The sequence below is a fragment of the Neobacillus cucumis genome, from assembly GCF_002860255.1.
GTDB lineage: Bacteria > Bacillota > Bacilli > Bacillales > Cytobacillaceae > Neobacillus > Neobacillus cucumis_A.
The window spans coordinates 39,245-54,688 of sequence record NZ_PGVE01000043.1 but is presented as its reverse complement, the minus strand read 5'-3'; the positions used below and the strand labels follow the sequence as shown (position 1 = coordinate 54,688).

Here is a 15,444-nt window from a genome sequence, read left to right as displayed (position 1 = left end):
GCTCTCGTGTTTTCGTGTTTATGGACTTGATGTTTTCACACCTGCAAGCGGGGCATGGGCTGCATTCATTGATTGTTCTCTAAAGTCCTTATAAGTCTTTGTTTGATCACTATGACATTCCGAGCAGCCTCTCACATCATCCGCTTGGTGCCCAGAGATGGTTGAATCAATGGCAGCCTTTTTACCATAAATCTCTCTTCCTTTATTGTGGCAATTTAAACAGAAATTTCGTTCATTTGCTGCGTTCCATGTGGTTCCCACGGTTTTAAATTTATCATTTTCAGATACACCAGGATTATTCCCCAGTATTTCTCTTAAATTCATTAAATTATTTGAACCATGTGTTTCATGACACTCTGCACAAGGAATTGGACCGCTTAGTAAACTGCCATCACGTTGGGTTTGTTGATCAGCAGGCAGAGTAAAATTGTGACCTGAACTTTGTTTAAGATATAGTGTTTCGATATCGGATGGATTAGAATCCACCGCACTTTTTTCAGCATTATGGCATCTTAAACACAAGGAATAATCAGATAGGGTTTTAAGGGTAGAATCAGTTAGTTTATCTGAAATCGTTCCTTTAGCAGTTAAAGATTTATTATATGCTAGTGTTTCTAATTTCCCCTTATCACTACTTATGGTTGAAAAATCTATATAATCATGACATGATTCACAAGTTGTATCGAAGCTGTCTACTGTTGGATTAGATAATCCTTGATCAGGATTTGCTTTGTTGTGTGTATACACATAATGATCTTTTAATAGGTTTTGATTTTCTTCTGACCATTCTAAATGTGGATTATGGCAGCTAGCACAAGATTCCTGCTGTTTTAATACTGTATTAGCAGCAGTATAACCATGAAGGTGCTGACTATCCTTATTTTCGATAGATGGCGCATTTAATGTCCCATCATGACATGCCATACAATAATTTTGTGATGGATCATTAGCTGGCTGATTTTTTGAAAGTTGCTCTGTAAATTCAATTTGATATGACCCTCCTGTTAAAGAAGAGCTCTTGGAATCATGCGGTCTATGGCAGGCCGCACACATATTGGTATTTAATTTATAATGTCCATGTGGATTGGATGATGCGTGACTTTGCGGATCATCTGGATCATCCCACTTGACATTCGTCATGGTTGTGAATTTAAAAAGCTTAGTAAAAATGGGATTATCCAAATCATCCATAAGTTGTGGATCAACATAAACCAAATAGGTTTTATTCATTTTTAATTCATTATTATTAGGGGTAAAGATCATGTCATAATAATATTTTCCATCTTTAACAACTGGTTCACTTATTTTTGTTGTGCCTTGTAATGTATTGGAACCTAATAATATTTTAATAGGGTCATAATTATTATTTTTTATCTTATTTTTTAGTTGATTCATTTGCTGGTCATCCACTATGGTAATCTTTAATTTAGCATCTAGAGGGACATTGGTTAAATCTTCGCCCTTTCGACCAGCTCCATCAGCTAGAATAATTGCTGTTTCCTTCACGTATGGTCTTGTTAAAAATAGGGTGAACTTGATAGTTGAAACGCCGGTTTCATTAGTTAATAAGTTTTTAATCTGTACTGTAAAATTATGTTCCCCTTCTTCCAGGGAAATTGTGGAGAACGTCCATTTCTTCGGCGAACTACTTTCATCAATAGCCCAATCCGACTGATTCGTAATGGAATCTGAAATGATTTTACTATTTTCATCAAAAACAATAAATTGCAAGTCACTCTTTGAAACATTATCTGCAGTATATTCGCCTGAAATCTCTACTCGTTTTGAATTTAGAATATCATCTGATTGTGGAGTTGTAATTGAAATACTAGGTACAGTTATTACTGTCGAATTAGTGATAGTAAATGAAAGAGTAGCCGTTGATACATCGTTTGTAGCTGTATTTTTAACTTCTACAGAAATAACATGACTTCCCTCTTGTAAGGACGAATTAGTAAATGACCATGTCTTAGGTGTACTGGTATCGTCAATAGTCCAATCTGATTGGTTGGCAGAAGAATCTGATATAACGTTACCATTTTCAGAAGCCGAAAAAAGGAGATCAGTCTTTGTAATATTATCAGCTGCATAGGTTCCCGAGATTGTAACATCCCCTTTATTAACGACTGCATCTGGGGATGGGGAGTCAATTGTAATGGAAGGCTGACTTTCAATCGCTGAGTATACACCTGTAGGTTGAAAGGAAAAAATTGAGGTTAGCACTAATAATATAATTAAGAAACTACAAAAGTACTCTGTCTTCATCTTGTAGAATGGTTTCATATTTTTCAACTCTTTTTCTGGTAAATTTTATATAATTTTCTATTGTAACTTAATTATATATAGGAATTATATGATTATTATAGCAATCAAGCTGAGAAAAAGTTGGGGCAGAAATAAAGCAATTTATTGACAGAATTGTGTCTTATATTTTGACTAAATTGTGTCTTATATTTTGACTAAATTGTGTCTTTATGAAATAATAAAATAAAAGCAAGGCAACAATTATTTGCTACCTTGCTCTTTAAACAACTACATTTCACTTTTTAAAGCTAACAAGTAGTGGCGCTATTTGTTGGCTTTTTTATTGTCTTGGAGTACCTGGCTGACCAGATTTTAATGCATCGCCAGCCACAGGGCCTACAGAGTGGCTGCCATAAACAGGATCGTTTGCAACTGGATCAATGTGGTTATTGTTAGGGTTATTAATAAATTGTCCTCCTGAACCATGACAAGCGTAACATACTGACATACCAGTATAACGTTTTAATGCAGAAGATGGGTTTGGATCCACAAAGTAACTCAAATCATTTTTATGATTTGCTGATGTGAATTGAGATTCATCGTTAGCATCTTTCATGATTGTTGCATCAGTACCGTGACCGAAGTGGCAGCGCACACAAGTAAGCTTGTCATTTCCAGTAGTGTGCCGGTGTGCTTGTGTGTACACTCCAGTTTCATTTGTACGTACGTTAGATAGATAGTCAGTGTGACAAGAAGCGCAATATTTACTCATTTCTGTACCACTGTCATAGATATAATTATCAAAGGTATTATCAAATAGAGATCTAATATCAGTAGTAGTTTCGACATCAATACCTAGGGATATTTGTGCCTTAGTAACTGCATCAACTGCTCCAGCATCACCAAATGCAAAGCCATCTCTCCAAACAAATGTAAGGCCAGTACCCGCACCAGTTAAGATTGTATTAGCTGGCTCGCGGCTAGAACCTCTTAACCATAAAGAATAGTCTTTAGCATAAGCTTTGCCAGTCCATCTGTATGTCTGGATCACTTTTTTGCCTACTGTAACATTTGCACGGGTATATAAGTAACCCTCTGCCTTTGTATCAGTGGAAAGGTCACTGGCTGCTACAGTTTTCTTGGCAACAATATATGGTGTAGTCATGGAAGCCGGTAACTTACCACCATTGGCATCAATATCGTAAATAGAAAGATCTTTAAATAATTTACCGTTTAATGAATCCTTTTGAGATTCAGTTGCATTAGCGAGTGTTACTCCTGATGGTAATGCTTTGTATTCAACTCCGCCCCAGCCTAGTGGGTCCATATTCAAGTTGTTTTCTGCAGTAGAACCGGAACCGTGTGGTGCGTGACAGCTTGCACAGTTAAATTCATTCCCCCAGATAACATTACCTGATACGCTTTTTGTGTTTCCTCCAGGAGCTGCACTTACTTTAATGGAGCCGTCTGATTGGTGAAGGGAACCGTTGTGTGTAGAATCTGTTTTAATGTTAAAAGTACCAGCAATCTCATTTGGAGTTTCTTCATTAGCTGTTGCAAATGCATTGTATGCTCCAGTTGTACCATCATGACAAGCAGAACATGTGCTGTATACGCCGTCTTTAAATAATAAAGCTTCACCGTTAGCAGCAGTATGCGTTTGGTGACAGCCTGCACAAGAGTTTGTGTTGTTTTGATAGAAACCGTGAGTATTTCCGCCTTTCTTAGCAGTTCCAGGCTGTCCAGTATGGTTGGCGTTTGTAATTCCTGAACCATCCACATCCAAAAGACCATTAGGGTCATTTGCTATGGAAGCCAAAGCTGGATTTTCATGAGAATAATTTACAGCGAATTTAGTCTCGGTTGGTGTAGCGCCGTCCATAAGGACAAATTTATAAATAATCTTTGCCTGATAATTAACACCAGTAGCAGGATCAGTTGATTGTGGGATAGTGATTGTTCTGTACTCAGCAGCAGCACCAGTTGGTTCTGGGTATGCCGGTACATCATTTAACTCAGCTGATGTAAATTTTAATGTATACTCCCCACTATCTTGTCTCTCATAAACTTTTACGCTAAAGTCTTTGGTAGGATCGTCACTAGTGTTAATAAACTTAAAGCTAAACCCTTGGCCGTTTGCTGTCAAACTGCCCCAGTAGGCACCTCTTGCAAAAACAGAGGTGCTGAGTATTCCCACTAAAATGAATGTTAGGATTAGTGAGAAACTAATTTTGATCTTACTCATTCCAAAAAACCTCCCTGTTTCTCTCTTTTCTCTCTCTATCTTTTTCACTCTATTAAAACAATACTTCCTCTTATTTAGGCATCACCTCCTTTATCAATCTAAATGTTTAGTTAGTAATAAAGGCCAACTCTCGCATTCACGGTGTCGGTGATGAGCACTTCCCCTTTGTCATCAATGAACAATCCGTTTGGAAGATAAAATTGTCCTTTATCGCTGCCGATTCCACCATATTGGAAAACTTGTTTCCCGTTTTTATCAAAACCATAAACGTAATGAGTCATGTTATCAACCAATAGTAAGGTTCCATTTTCTTCAACCCCAATTCCTCTAGGGTTCACGAACTTAGAGCTGCCTTTACCATCTGTTGAACCGTTAATAATCCGCTTGAAATTCCCTTTTTTATCATACATGACAAGACGTTGATTGCCAGTATCGGAAACATAGATGTTTTTATCGTTGTCAATGGCGACTGCATTAGGCGAGTTAAGAAAATCGTCTTTCCCAGTCGCAGTTGCGATTTCAAGCAATTTCTTTCCTTTTAAGTCAAATACTAATACTTTATTTTTTGGAATATCAGTTACGTAGAGTTTATTATTGTAAATTCGTAGACCGCCAGGGCCCTTTAACACATCAGCTTTGTTTGCAACTTCAAAGTATTTAATGAATTGTCCCTTTGATGTAAAGATGGAGATTTTGGCGTTGTATAAGTCAGCAACATAAATGTTTCCATCCTTATCTCCTGCAATACCGTAAGGGAATTGAAATTGACCTTTATTTGTACCTTCTTTGCCAAATTTAAAAATAGGTGTTCCAGAAGTATCAAAAGCTTGAACTTGTTTATGATTAGTATCTGTTACATAAACGTATTGACCTACCTTAGTAACATCCATTGGCTTTTCAAGCGGGTTATCTAAATCCCCTTGAATATAGTAGCTTAATGTCGGAGGCCCTCCTGGTTTTACATCACTTGCTACTTTTATTGCATCATCCTGAAGATGGAAGAAGTAAATAACCGCAAACAGAGCAATACTAAATACGACAATAGCACCCATCCATTTATACGTTGTCTTTTTTTTCATGAATCCCATCTCCTTCCTTATTTCTTTTTAGATTTTAAGCGTTCTAATGCTTCTAATGCTGGTTTAAATGTTGGGTCAAAGGAAAGAGATTCTTTATAGATATCTTCTGCGTCCTTTAGCTTTCCTTGATTCTCTGCAATTAAGCCTGTCTCATAGATAATATCTGTATTTCCTGGTTTAAATCGATAGGCTTGTTGAAGTGCTTCAGTTGCTTTGTCATACATCTTTAATTTTCGGTAGCTTCTTCCTTTTAATAAAAGACTTTTATAATCCTGCGGAGAGAGTTTTGCTGCCTTTGTAGCCATTTGAAGTGCATCATCAGTTCTATTTTGTTTATCATAAACAATGGCTAAATTAAGATAAGCTGCATAATAATCTTTATCTAAGCTTTTAGCTGTCTGATATTCTTTAATGGCATTGTCATCGTCACCTTTTAAGAAATAACTATACCCCAGTTGAACTCTTAAACTTGGATCATTTGGTTTCTCTTCCACAAGTGCCTTGTTATATTTTATTTGTTCAACAATTTGATCATCATTCTTATTCCAAAGGTATTTTTCACTTATAAAGTAGCCGGCAGCTAGGCAAATGGCCAAGGTTGCTACAAGGATGATAAGGGATTGCCACCATGTAAACTTGTCTTTTTTTACTTTTTGAGCATTTTGTATTCTTGATTGTTCCTGGGCATCAGGCTGAACTAGACTTTCCATATTAGCCCTCCTAATCTAGTTAATTGCCATTATTCTCTATGGCATGAAGTACATTTTGGTTTATTGTGACAGGTATAACATGACTCATTTGGTGAAGTCACTGCACTAATGTTGATTGGATGGCGTTCCTTGAAGTTTTTTCCATCATGCATAGCTGGATGACAACTGTTACAAGTAACATTCTTCGTTTTGTTAAAGCCGGTATTTTGATAATCATGGCATGCAAGACATTTTTCCTTGTTACCTTTAGCAATGGCACCATGGAGATTCGTATATCCTTTTACGTGGCTTGCTGGTTTCTTTGTATGACATTCCTGACAATAGGTATTTTCCATAGCGTATTCTTGTGCGGAAATTTGTTTTGTTTTTAAATTACCATTGCTTAAAAATTGTTGTGATGCTGGAACATCTGCCATACCTTCAATGTCTGTTTTTGACATATATGAATGACATTTATTACAAGTCTTTATGTCTTTTTTAGCTAATTTTCCATGATTCTCAGTCTTAAAATTAGAATTTTGATGGGATTTTGGCAGGATCCCATTAGAGTGGCATGTTTTACATTCAGTTGATACTTCCCTTGCTTCATGGCATTCCATACACGTTTCCATTTTTGGTCTTGTAAAAATTACATCGCTCATCATGGATTTTCCTAGAGAAGTGTCCCATTTATCATAATCGGATTTAAATGTTACATTTCTTTCAGATATTTTCCCGTGTGCAACCCCGCTGTGACACTGCGTACATTTAATATCTTTAGCTAAGTGCTTATTATGTGGAATGATTAAATCTCCTGATGTTGTTACTTGTCGTTTACTCATATCATGACATTGTTCACATGCGGAATTAGGTATCTCTTTAGGCATTTGAATGGGTGCTGTATAGGAATTGGTTTCCTTCTCAAAGATCTTAGTTATGCCTTCAGCTTTATCTTTCGCTATATTTTTGGCCCCCGGCTGTATATGACAGCTAACACAATCAACCTCACTATGTGAAGAAGCTTTCCAGGTATAGTATTCAGGCTTCATCTCATGACAAGATGAACAAAAAGATGAACTTGAGCTTGCTTCTAGCCCAAATGTGCCTAAAGCAAAAAATAGGGCTAGAAACAAAACGGTTAGAGTCATTATTTTTATTACCTTATAGCGATAACTCGGAGGGGCCGATCGCGTTTCTTTTTCCTCTTCCATAAAAGCGTCCCTCCAGATTGAGATTTAACTAGTTTTTCGCATCATCTTTAAAGCCAGTTCTATGGCAGTATTGGCAGTAAACATCTGTTGCTGCTTTAGCTTCAGTCGAGTCAGCTTTTGGTTTTTCGAAATCGTGGCATACAAAGCACTCTGCTTTTTGATTAGCTGTTTTTGCCTTATTAGCATGAGCTGTTAACCATTGATCACTATTTCCGTGACTAGTCGGACGATCAGAGTGACATGCGCTGCAGAATTTATTAGTTCTTGCTTGTTCTTTAGCCAGCGTTACGTTCGGTGTGTATTTCACTTTCTTATTTCCCATTTTAAGAAGAGAAATAATATCTTCTTTTGGAATTTCTCTAACCCATTTAGAATCTTGGTGACATTCCATACACGTATCTAGCTTTTTGATCGCTGTCGTTCCGTGATTGTTGTTCCAATCTAGGTTTTTGTGGGATTTTGGAACCTCTGTCTGTTTGTGGCAGGTTGTACATTCCATTGAAAGCTTCACATCTTTCTTTTCCTTGCCAATTGCTTGCAAAATAATAGATTGTGTTTTTTCATCATTTGCTGATGCCAATGTTTCAGTAGTATTCACTTCACTTGCTGCTTCAGTCTTAGCTTCTGCCTTTTCTTCCCCGTTTGCAGCCGTTTTGGTTTCTTCAAGTTTTTTCTCTACTTCTTCCGGATTCGGCGGAACACTATAGGCTGGGTCCTTCCAAGGTTTTTCGCCATTATTCACTTTGTCATGACAGTCAATACAGGTTCCCATGTTAGGTCTCAAGTATTTTTCTTCCATTAACTTTTCAGCGCTTTCCTTTGTCCATTCGCCGCGCACATCTTCCGTATTGATTCCGCGAGAAGCCATTTTCGCATGGACGACACCTGCGTGACAGGTTATACAAGGGATCCCTTGTTCAATATGTCCTTTGTGGTTAACCTTTAAGTCCCCTGAAGCTGTCACTAAACGATTTTTCGAGTGACACTGTAAACAGTTTTGGTTGGAAACTGCTTCTTCTTCTGTTTGAACAATTTGTTTTGGCACACCCGTTGCGTGATAGTATAATTCCTTAACTGATTTCATTTTGTGTGTGATCATATTAACAGCACCAGGTTTTATATGACATTGGACACATGAGATCTGATTGTGTGCACTGGCTGTGTAAGATGAATATTCTGGCTGCATTTCATGACAGCTGGAACAGAATGACGGAGAGTTTGTAAAAGCGATGACTCCATATCCCCCGCCAAATAAAACAATACAGCCTATTAATGAAACAAATAGTAATTTCCACCTGTTAACTGGATTTTTCCAATCTATAGCTCTGAATTTTTGCCAGAGTCTGCGTATTGGGCCCGTCTTTTTTCTATTTTCTCTCGATTCGGGTTCTGTCTCTTTATTTTTTCTCCCCCAAAAGGCCACTTGTACTCACCCTTCCCATATCGGACTTTTTATCTATTTATTTTCCATATTAACCTCTCTAAAGGTAGTATCTAATATTGCCAGAGTATATTCCAATGTACAATTTGTGAATATTTTTTCATACTTTCGACAAGTTCATTTTCACCTAAAAACAACATATAAATGTTGTTATATAAAGGGTTATTTATCACTGTCCTTATGTTGTAAAATTAAGTGAGTTGTATTTTTATACGAAAATAACCCCATTATATGCGATTATTATACAATTCTAAGTTCCTTCCTGTTTAACCGCCATCTGTTTGTCAAAATTGACGGAAAATCGAATTTTTGACCATGCTTTATTAGGAGTTCAATGGACAAATAATATATAATAGTAGAATCACAATTTTTCCTCTGTTTTAACATTGTTGTCACTGTAAAAAGTAAATGGTAAGATGAAAAGGGAAAATATCGAACATTTTGACGGATTTTTTTATTGTGAATTAGTCTCAGATAAAGGAGCGTTCATCAGGTATGGGGATTTTAAATAAAGTATTTGATATGAACAAACGCGAGTTGAAGCGTTTAGACAAGCTTGCTGCGAAAGTAGACGAGCTTGCAGCCGCAACAGAAAGATTAACGGATGATCAGCTTCGTGAAAAAACAGAAGAATTTAAAGCACGCTATCAAAAAGGCGAAACACTTGATGATTTGCTTGTTGAAGCATTCGCGGTTGTCCGTGAAGGCGCCCGCCGTGTGCTTGGATTATATCCGTACCACGTCCAGTTAATGGGTGGTATCTCTCTTCATGAAGGGAACATTTCCGAAATGAAGACCGGGGAAGGTAAAACGTTAACGGCAACGATGCCGGTTTACTTAAATGCACTATCTAGTAAAGGGGTTCACGTTGTTACAGTCAACGAATACTTGGCAAGCCGCGACGCCACTGAGATGGGACAGTTATATGAATTTTTAGGACTCACTGTCGGTTTGAATCTCAACAGTATGGATAGCGAAGAAAAGCAGGCTGCCTATGCGGCAGATATTACCTACGGAACAAACAACGAATTTGGTTTCGACTATCTACGTGATAATATGGTCCTTTATAAAGAGCAAAAGGTTCAACGGCCACTTTTTTATGCGGTCATTGACGAGGTTGACTCCATCTTAATCGACGAAGCCCGTACACCATTAATTATTTCAGGCTCCGCGCAAAAATCAACCGCCCTTTATATACAAGCGAATGCGTTTGTAAGAGTGCTGACAAAAGATGTGGATTACACGTATGATGAGAAAACAAAAGGCGTTATGCTGACTGAAGAAGGGATTAGCAAAGCAGAGAAGGCTTTCGGAATCGAAAACCTCTTTGATATGGCACATGTTACCCTGAACCATCATATTAACCAGGCTTTAAAAGCAAATGTCAGCATGCATCTTGATGTGGACTATGTTGTCCAGGATGGCGAAATTGTCATTGTGGACCAATTTACTGGCCGTTTGATGAAAGGCCGCCGCTATAGCGAAGGATTGCACCAGGCCATTGAAGCAAAAGAAGGCCTTGAAGTTCAAAATGAAAGCATGACAATGGCTACCATTACGTTCCAAAACTACTTCCGTATGTACGAAAAATTGTCTGGTATGACTGGTACAGCGAAAACGGAAGAAGAAGAGTTCCGTAACATCTATAATATGAATGTTATTGTGATTCCAACAAATAGACCGATTGCCCGTGATGACCGTCCGGATTTGATTTACGCAACCATGGATGGTAAATTCCGTGCGGTTGTTGAGGATATTGCTGAGCGTCATCAAAAGGGACAACCTGTTCTTGTTGGTACAGTCGCTATTGAAACATCCGAATTAATTTCAAACTATTTATCCAAAAAACGGATTCAGCATAATGTCTTGAATGCGAAAAATCACGAACGCGAGGCTGAAATCATTGCCGAAGCAGGACATAAAGGTTCAGTAACCATTGCGACCAACATGGCCGGTCGTGGTACGGATATTAAGCTTGGGGAAGGTGTTCTTGAACTAGGCGGACTCGCTGTTATTGGTACCGAGCGCCACGAGAGCCGGCGGATTGATAACCAGCTTCGCGGACGTTCCGGACGTCAAGGGGACCCTGGTGTGACTCAGTTCTACTTATCTATGGAAGATGAATTGATGCGCCGGTTCGGCTCTGACAATATGAAAGCCATGATGCAAAGACTTGGCATGGATGATTCCCAGCCAATTCAGAGTAAAATGGTCTCTCGTGCGGTTGAATCTGCACAAAAACGCGTGGAGGGCAACAACTTTGATGCCCGTAAACAGCTCTTACAATATGACGACGTTCTTCGTCAACAGCGTGAAATCATTTACTCCCAGCGTGATGAGGTATTAGAATCTGAGAACCTTCGTGACATCGTTCAGAAGATGATTCTAAACTCGCTTCAGCGGAATGTAGAAGTTCATGCCCCTCGTCATGAGGATGAGGAAGAATGGGATCTTAAAGCGATTGTGGAATACGTTCATGCCACGCTTCTCCATGAAGGGGATATTACGGTAGATGACCTAAAAGGCAAAGAGCCGGAAGAAATCGTTGAAACGATTTTTGCCAAAGTCGGGGAACGCTACGAAGAGAAAGAACAGATCCTGTTCCCTGAACAGATGCGTGAATTTGAGAAGGTTGTCACACTACGAGCCGTTGACTCTAAGTGGACAGATCATATTGATGCGATGGATCAGCTTCGTCAAGGAATCCATTTACGTGCCTATGGACAAATTGATCCACTTCGTGAATACCAGCATGAAGGTTTCGCGATGTTTGAAGCGATGATTCAATCGATTGAAGATGAAACGGCCATGTACATCATGAAGGCAGAAATTCGTAATAACCTTGAGCGCCAGGAGGTTGCAAAAGGTCAAGCTGTGAATCCGAAGGAAGACGGCGAACCAGTGAAGAAAAAGCCAAAAGTGAAACAGCTTGATGTCGGCCGTAATGCTCCATGTATCTGCGGAAGCGGGAAGAAGTATAAAAACTGCTGTGGAGTAGGAAAATAAATACTTTTAGGATTGGCGAGTCAACCGCCAATCCTTTTTATATGAAAAAAATCAAATTGTTGATAAGTGAACAAGTTGTTCATTAAATTGTGAATATTGTGGATATAATGAATCTGTTTTTGTGAATAATCATCATAAAAAGAGTTATCCACATGGGGATAACTCTTTTTATTAGTTCCTTTTCATATATTCTAGAATCTCCCAAGTCCCTTTGGACCATAAGAAGTATTCGCATACGACTGGGTAGCAACCGCACCGACCCCGGCTTTTGCCCATGGAACTACTGCTCCTACTCCTAAAAACTTCGATTGTACCGCAATTCCCCACTCTTTTTCATTTGGATCATAGCCAATGATTGAAAATGTCATTATGTAACCTCCACTATGTTTAAAGCTAATTTTATAAAAGATAAGATTACAGTATATCGAAAATGTATATTCTATCCAAAAAAACGCTGCTCCCAATTTGGAGCAACGTTTTTATTCCTATTAATGTGCTTCAATTAAGCCATAGCGACCATCTTTCCGCTTATATACAACATTTGTACGGTTAGTATCTGAATTTGTAAATACATAGAAGCTGTGGCCAAGCATGTTCATTTGAAGAATGGCCTCTTCACTATCCATTGGTTTCAAATCGAAACGCTTTGTACGTACTAATTCAAGATCTTCATCATCATAATCGTGAACTTCAGGGCTTTCGGGTGCAACAAAAGTGAAAGATGGTTCCCCTTTTTCACGGAATTTACGGTTCACTTTGGTTTTGTGTTTGCGAATTTGACGCTCTAACTTGTCAGTAATTAAGTCAATTCCCGCATACATATCAATGTTTGTTTCTTCAGCACGTAATACTAACTGTGGCAGCGGAATAGTTACTTCCACTTTTGAAGATTTATCTTGATTGAATCGAAGATTCACGTGTACTGTCGCATCTGGTGCCTCAGTAAAATAACGCTCTAATTTGGATATTTTCTTCTCTACATACTCTCTAATTGCTGGAGTTACCTCAATGTTTTCGCCACGTACGTTATACTTCATGTGGACTCCTCCTTTTGTTAAGGCTATGTAAATACAATTCTATTTTACCCTATGAGATTCCTGCTAAAACAATACAGAAATTTTGTCGAATTATTGACAAAAACAACAGGGAAATAGTGACAATGGTGAATACAAACGTTGACTTTACTGAATTATTTTGTCTAAAATGAATGGTTATTCATATATTTATTGTATTATTTTGGAGGACTATTTGCCACTAAAACGCTTAGGTGATACGTTACATATATGTGAACTTTGAATGGAGCCGGTCTACCTTGCGATGGTTAGGGATTGAATGCTCTCTGCCCCCGCCTCTTTTAAAAGCTTGGCAGCATGTCTTAGTGTTGAGCCTGTAGTGTAAATATCATCAACTAATAAAATCCTTTTATCTTTGATATACCCATTGTGTTTCATTTTAAAAACCTGTGGGATCTGGATTCGTTCTTCCCTTGATTTTTTCGATTGCTTTTCAGAATGGACGCGGGTAAGAATTTCTGCTGCAGGAAAGCCGGCATAGGTTAGTACTGCCGTTGACTGGTTAAAGCCCCGCTCGTACAGCCGCTCTTCGCTTAAAGGGATCGGAACCAATAAATCGGGAGCCATTTCTGATACTTCTTTTTTAAAAAGTTCTATAAATACCTTTGCTAATATATAGTCGCCGCGAAATTTGTAAGTGGCAATCAGCTCTTTTAAGAAATCATTGTAAAGATAAAGAGAATGATTTTTTTCAAGGAATCCCTGCCATTCGGGGTCTGCCTCCCAGCGGGTGCAATCATGGCACAAATCACCATTGCGGTATTGTTCTCCTAAGCGGTGAAAAGGTCGGCTGCAGATTCGGCAGGTTTCCCCCTCTACTTTTTCCAGCCTTTCTTCACAAGTTGGGCAAAGAGGCTGTTCTTTTTCTTTTGAAAATAGTGCTACCCATCCAACGGCCGGGGCAATGACACGATGGCAATAGAGACAACGTTCCTGCTGAAATACACTCATTTTGCTCCCTCACGTGAATCAAGTAAGCCTCTCTTCACACCTTCCCGATTCATAGTCATAATCTGCTTCCTCGCTTTTAGCATTTCTTCCGTTTTTCCATAATGGAAAAAGCTCACCACACCTGAAGGATGATCCTTGCTTCTGCCTGCCCTGCCAGTGATTTGAACAAGGGCGCTTTCCGTAAAAATAGAATCCTCCGCTCCGACTACCGCTACGTCGATATTGGGAAAGGTCACACCTCGCTCAAGAATAGTGGTGGTGAGAAGCACGAGTATTTCCTTGTTCCGCATTTTTTGTACCTTGCCTTTTCTATCAGGATCTTCCGCATGGACCGCTTCAATGGCGGGATGAATGTCCCTTAGGATTTTAAGAGCTTTTTCCATCATCGGGATATGTGGAAAAAAGACTAATGTCTGTTTGTTTGATTGGATTCGAGTCTTTATCCAGCGAATCACATTGGGAGGCAGCTTCCCTTTTTGAAGCTGTTTTGACCAGTTCCCGCACCAAACGAACTCTGGGACTGGGAGCGGTTTGCGGTGGAACCGGGCAGGGATCGTGGTAAACGCCCTTTTACCAGAACGGCATTCCCTTTGCCATTTTGAATTGGGGGTCGCGGTTAGATAAATCAAGGCGGAAAGAGGTTTACGGGCCTGGGCGGCGGCATATTGGAGGGACTCCTCCACCGTATATGGAAAGGCATCAACTTCGTCTAATATGATGGCATCAAAAGCCTGGTAAAATCGGAGGAGCTGATGGGTGGTTGCGATGGTTAATGGCGCATACAGATGACGGTCCTCGCTCCCGCCATAAAGGGAGGCAATGGGGATTTCAGGAAATGCTGCCTTTAATCTCGGGGTCAATTCTAATACGACATCTGTTCTCGGAGTGGCAATACAGATTCTTTTTTGGGCGGCAAGTGCGGTCTCGATTCCAGCAAACAAGACCTCTGTTTTCCCTGCCCCGCAAACCGCCCAAACGAGGTGCTCTTCATTTTGCCGGATGGCTTCGACCACATGGTCAGAGGCTACTTTTTGCCCTTCAGATAATGTACCTTGCCAAGCCATGATTTGGGAAGGATTTTGTGTCTCGGGTGCGGGTCCATTCCAACTGATGAGAGGCGAGCATTCACTGATTCTCCCCATCATGAGACATTGGCGGCAATAAAGACAGTTCTCCCCGCATCTTGCGCATGGGTAATTGGCAAACCACTGTGGATCCTTGTTGCCGCATCGCACACATTCGAACTGTTTACCGCTTTTTACTATTCCCTTTCGATAGGTAAGGTAGCCATTCTGGTAGTGCTCTTGAATTTCAGAAAGTGGGAAGGGGAGATCGTCTAATAGGAGCTGTTTACCGGTAAGGCGCTTCTGGAGGTCAGGATTGCAGAGGAAGGTTGGATGAAGCATCGGCTGCGGGATGTGCGTGATGTTTGAGATGGGGAGGGAATCCTCTTTTGTGTTAGTGGGGATTAATAGGTTGTCTTTTAATGTAAATCGCATGTGTCG

At 39.4% G+C, this 15,444-nt stretch carries 10 protein-coding genes and 1 pseudogene; 1 reads left to right on the top strand and 10 read right to left on the bottom strand.

Annotated features, from left to right (window positions below; translation table 11 throughout):
- Positions 1–18: 18 nt before the first annotated feature.
- The 6 genes from CVD27_RS11920 to CVD27_RS11895 all read right to left on the bottom strand — a co-directional run bounded on the left by CVD27_RS11920 (position 19) and on the right by CVD27_RS11895 (position 8,891).
- Positions 19–2,223 (bottom strand): cytochrome c3 family protein, encoded by a 2,205-nt coding sequence (locus tag CVD27_RS11920; RefSeq protein ID WP_180960243.1) that lies wholly within the window; start codon positions 2,221–2,223, stop codon positions 19–21.
- A 361-nt stretch (positions 2,224–2,584) separates the two neighbouring features.
- Positions 2,585–4,489: a cytochrome c3 family protein gene (locus CVD27_RS11915; RefSeq protein ID WP_101648131.1), complete on the bottom strand. Its 1,905-nt coding sequence runs from the start codon at positions 4,487–4,489 to the stop codon at positions 2,585–2,587.
- Positions 4,490–4,599: 110 nt separating this feature from the next.
- Entirely contained in the window at positions 4,600–5,568 is a 969-nt protein-coding gene (locus tag CVD27_RS11910; RefSeq protein WP_101648130.1) for a 6-bladed beta-propeller, read from the bottom strand.
- Between the two features lie 17 nt (positions 5,569–5,585).
- Entirely contained in the window at positions 5,586–6,278 is a 693-nt protein-coding gene (locus CVD27_RS11905) for a tetratricopeptide repeat protein (RefSeq protein WP_101648129.1), read from the bottom strand.
- Positions 6,279–6,307: 29 nt separating this feature from the next.
- Positions 6,308–7,468 carry a NapC/NirT family cytochrome c gene (locus CVD27_RS11900; protein WP_101648128.1) on the bottom strand — a complete coding sequence of 387 codons (1,161 nt, stop codon included), beginning with the start codon at positions 7,466–7,468 and terminating at the stop codon, positions 6,308–6,310.
- Positions 7,469–7,496: 28 nt separating this feature from the next.
- Entirely contained in the window at positions 7,497–8,891 is a 1,395-nt protein-coding gene (locus tag CVD27_RS11895) for a cytochrome c3 family protein (RefSeq protein ID WP_101648127.1), read from the bottom strand.
- A 513-nt stretch (positions 8,892–9,404) separates the two neighbouring features.
- Here CVD27_RS11895 and secA point away from each other — a divergent pair.
- Positions 9,405–11,915: a preprotein translocase subunit SecA gene (gene secA / locus CVD27_RS11890; RefSeq protein WP_101648126.1), complete on the top strand. Its 2,511-nt coding sequence runs from the start codon at positions 9,405–9,407 to the stop codon at positions 11,913–11,915.
- A 203-nt stretch (positions 11,916–12,118) separates the two neighbouring features.
- Here the strand turns inward: secA and CVD27_RS11885 are convergent.
- The 4 genes and pseudogenes from CVD27_RS11885 to CVD27_RS11870 all read right to left on the bottom strand — a co-directional run.
- A pseudogene (locus CVD27_RS11885) lies at positions 12,119–12,283 on the bottom strand (DUF1028 domain-containing protein); the annotation flags it as partial.
- A 120-nt stretch (positions 12,284–12,403) separates the two neighbouring features.
- Positions 12,404–12,952 (bottom strand): ribosome hibernation-promoting factor, HPF/YfiA family, encoded by a 549-nt coding sequence (hpf, locus tag CVD27_RS11880; RefSeq protein WP_101648125.1) that lies wholly within the window; start codon positions 12,950–12,952, stop codon positions 12,404–12,406.
- A gap of 270 nt (positions 12,953–13,222) precedes the next feature.
- The gene (locus CVD27_RS11875) at positions 13,223–13,939 is read right to left on the bottom strand and encodes a ComF family protein (protein WP_101648124.1); all 717 of its coding nucleotides are present in this window, start codon (positions 13,937–13,939) and stop codon (positions 13,223–13,225) included.
- Positions 13,936–15,438: a DEAD/DEAH box helicase gene (locus CVD27_RS11870; protein ID WP_101648123.1), complete on the bottom strand. Its 1,503-nt coding sequence runs from the start codon at positions 15,436–15,438 to the stop codon at positions 13,936–13,938. Before CVD27_RS11870 ends, CVD27_RS11875 begins: the two co-directional genes overlap by 4 nt.
- Between the last annotated feature and the right edge of the window lie 6 nt (positions 15,439–15,444).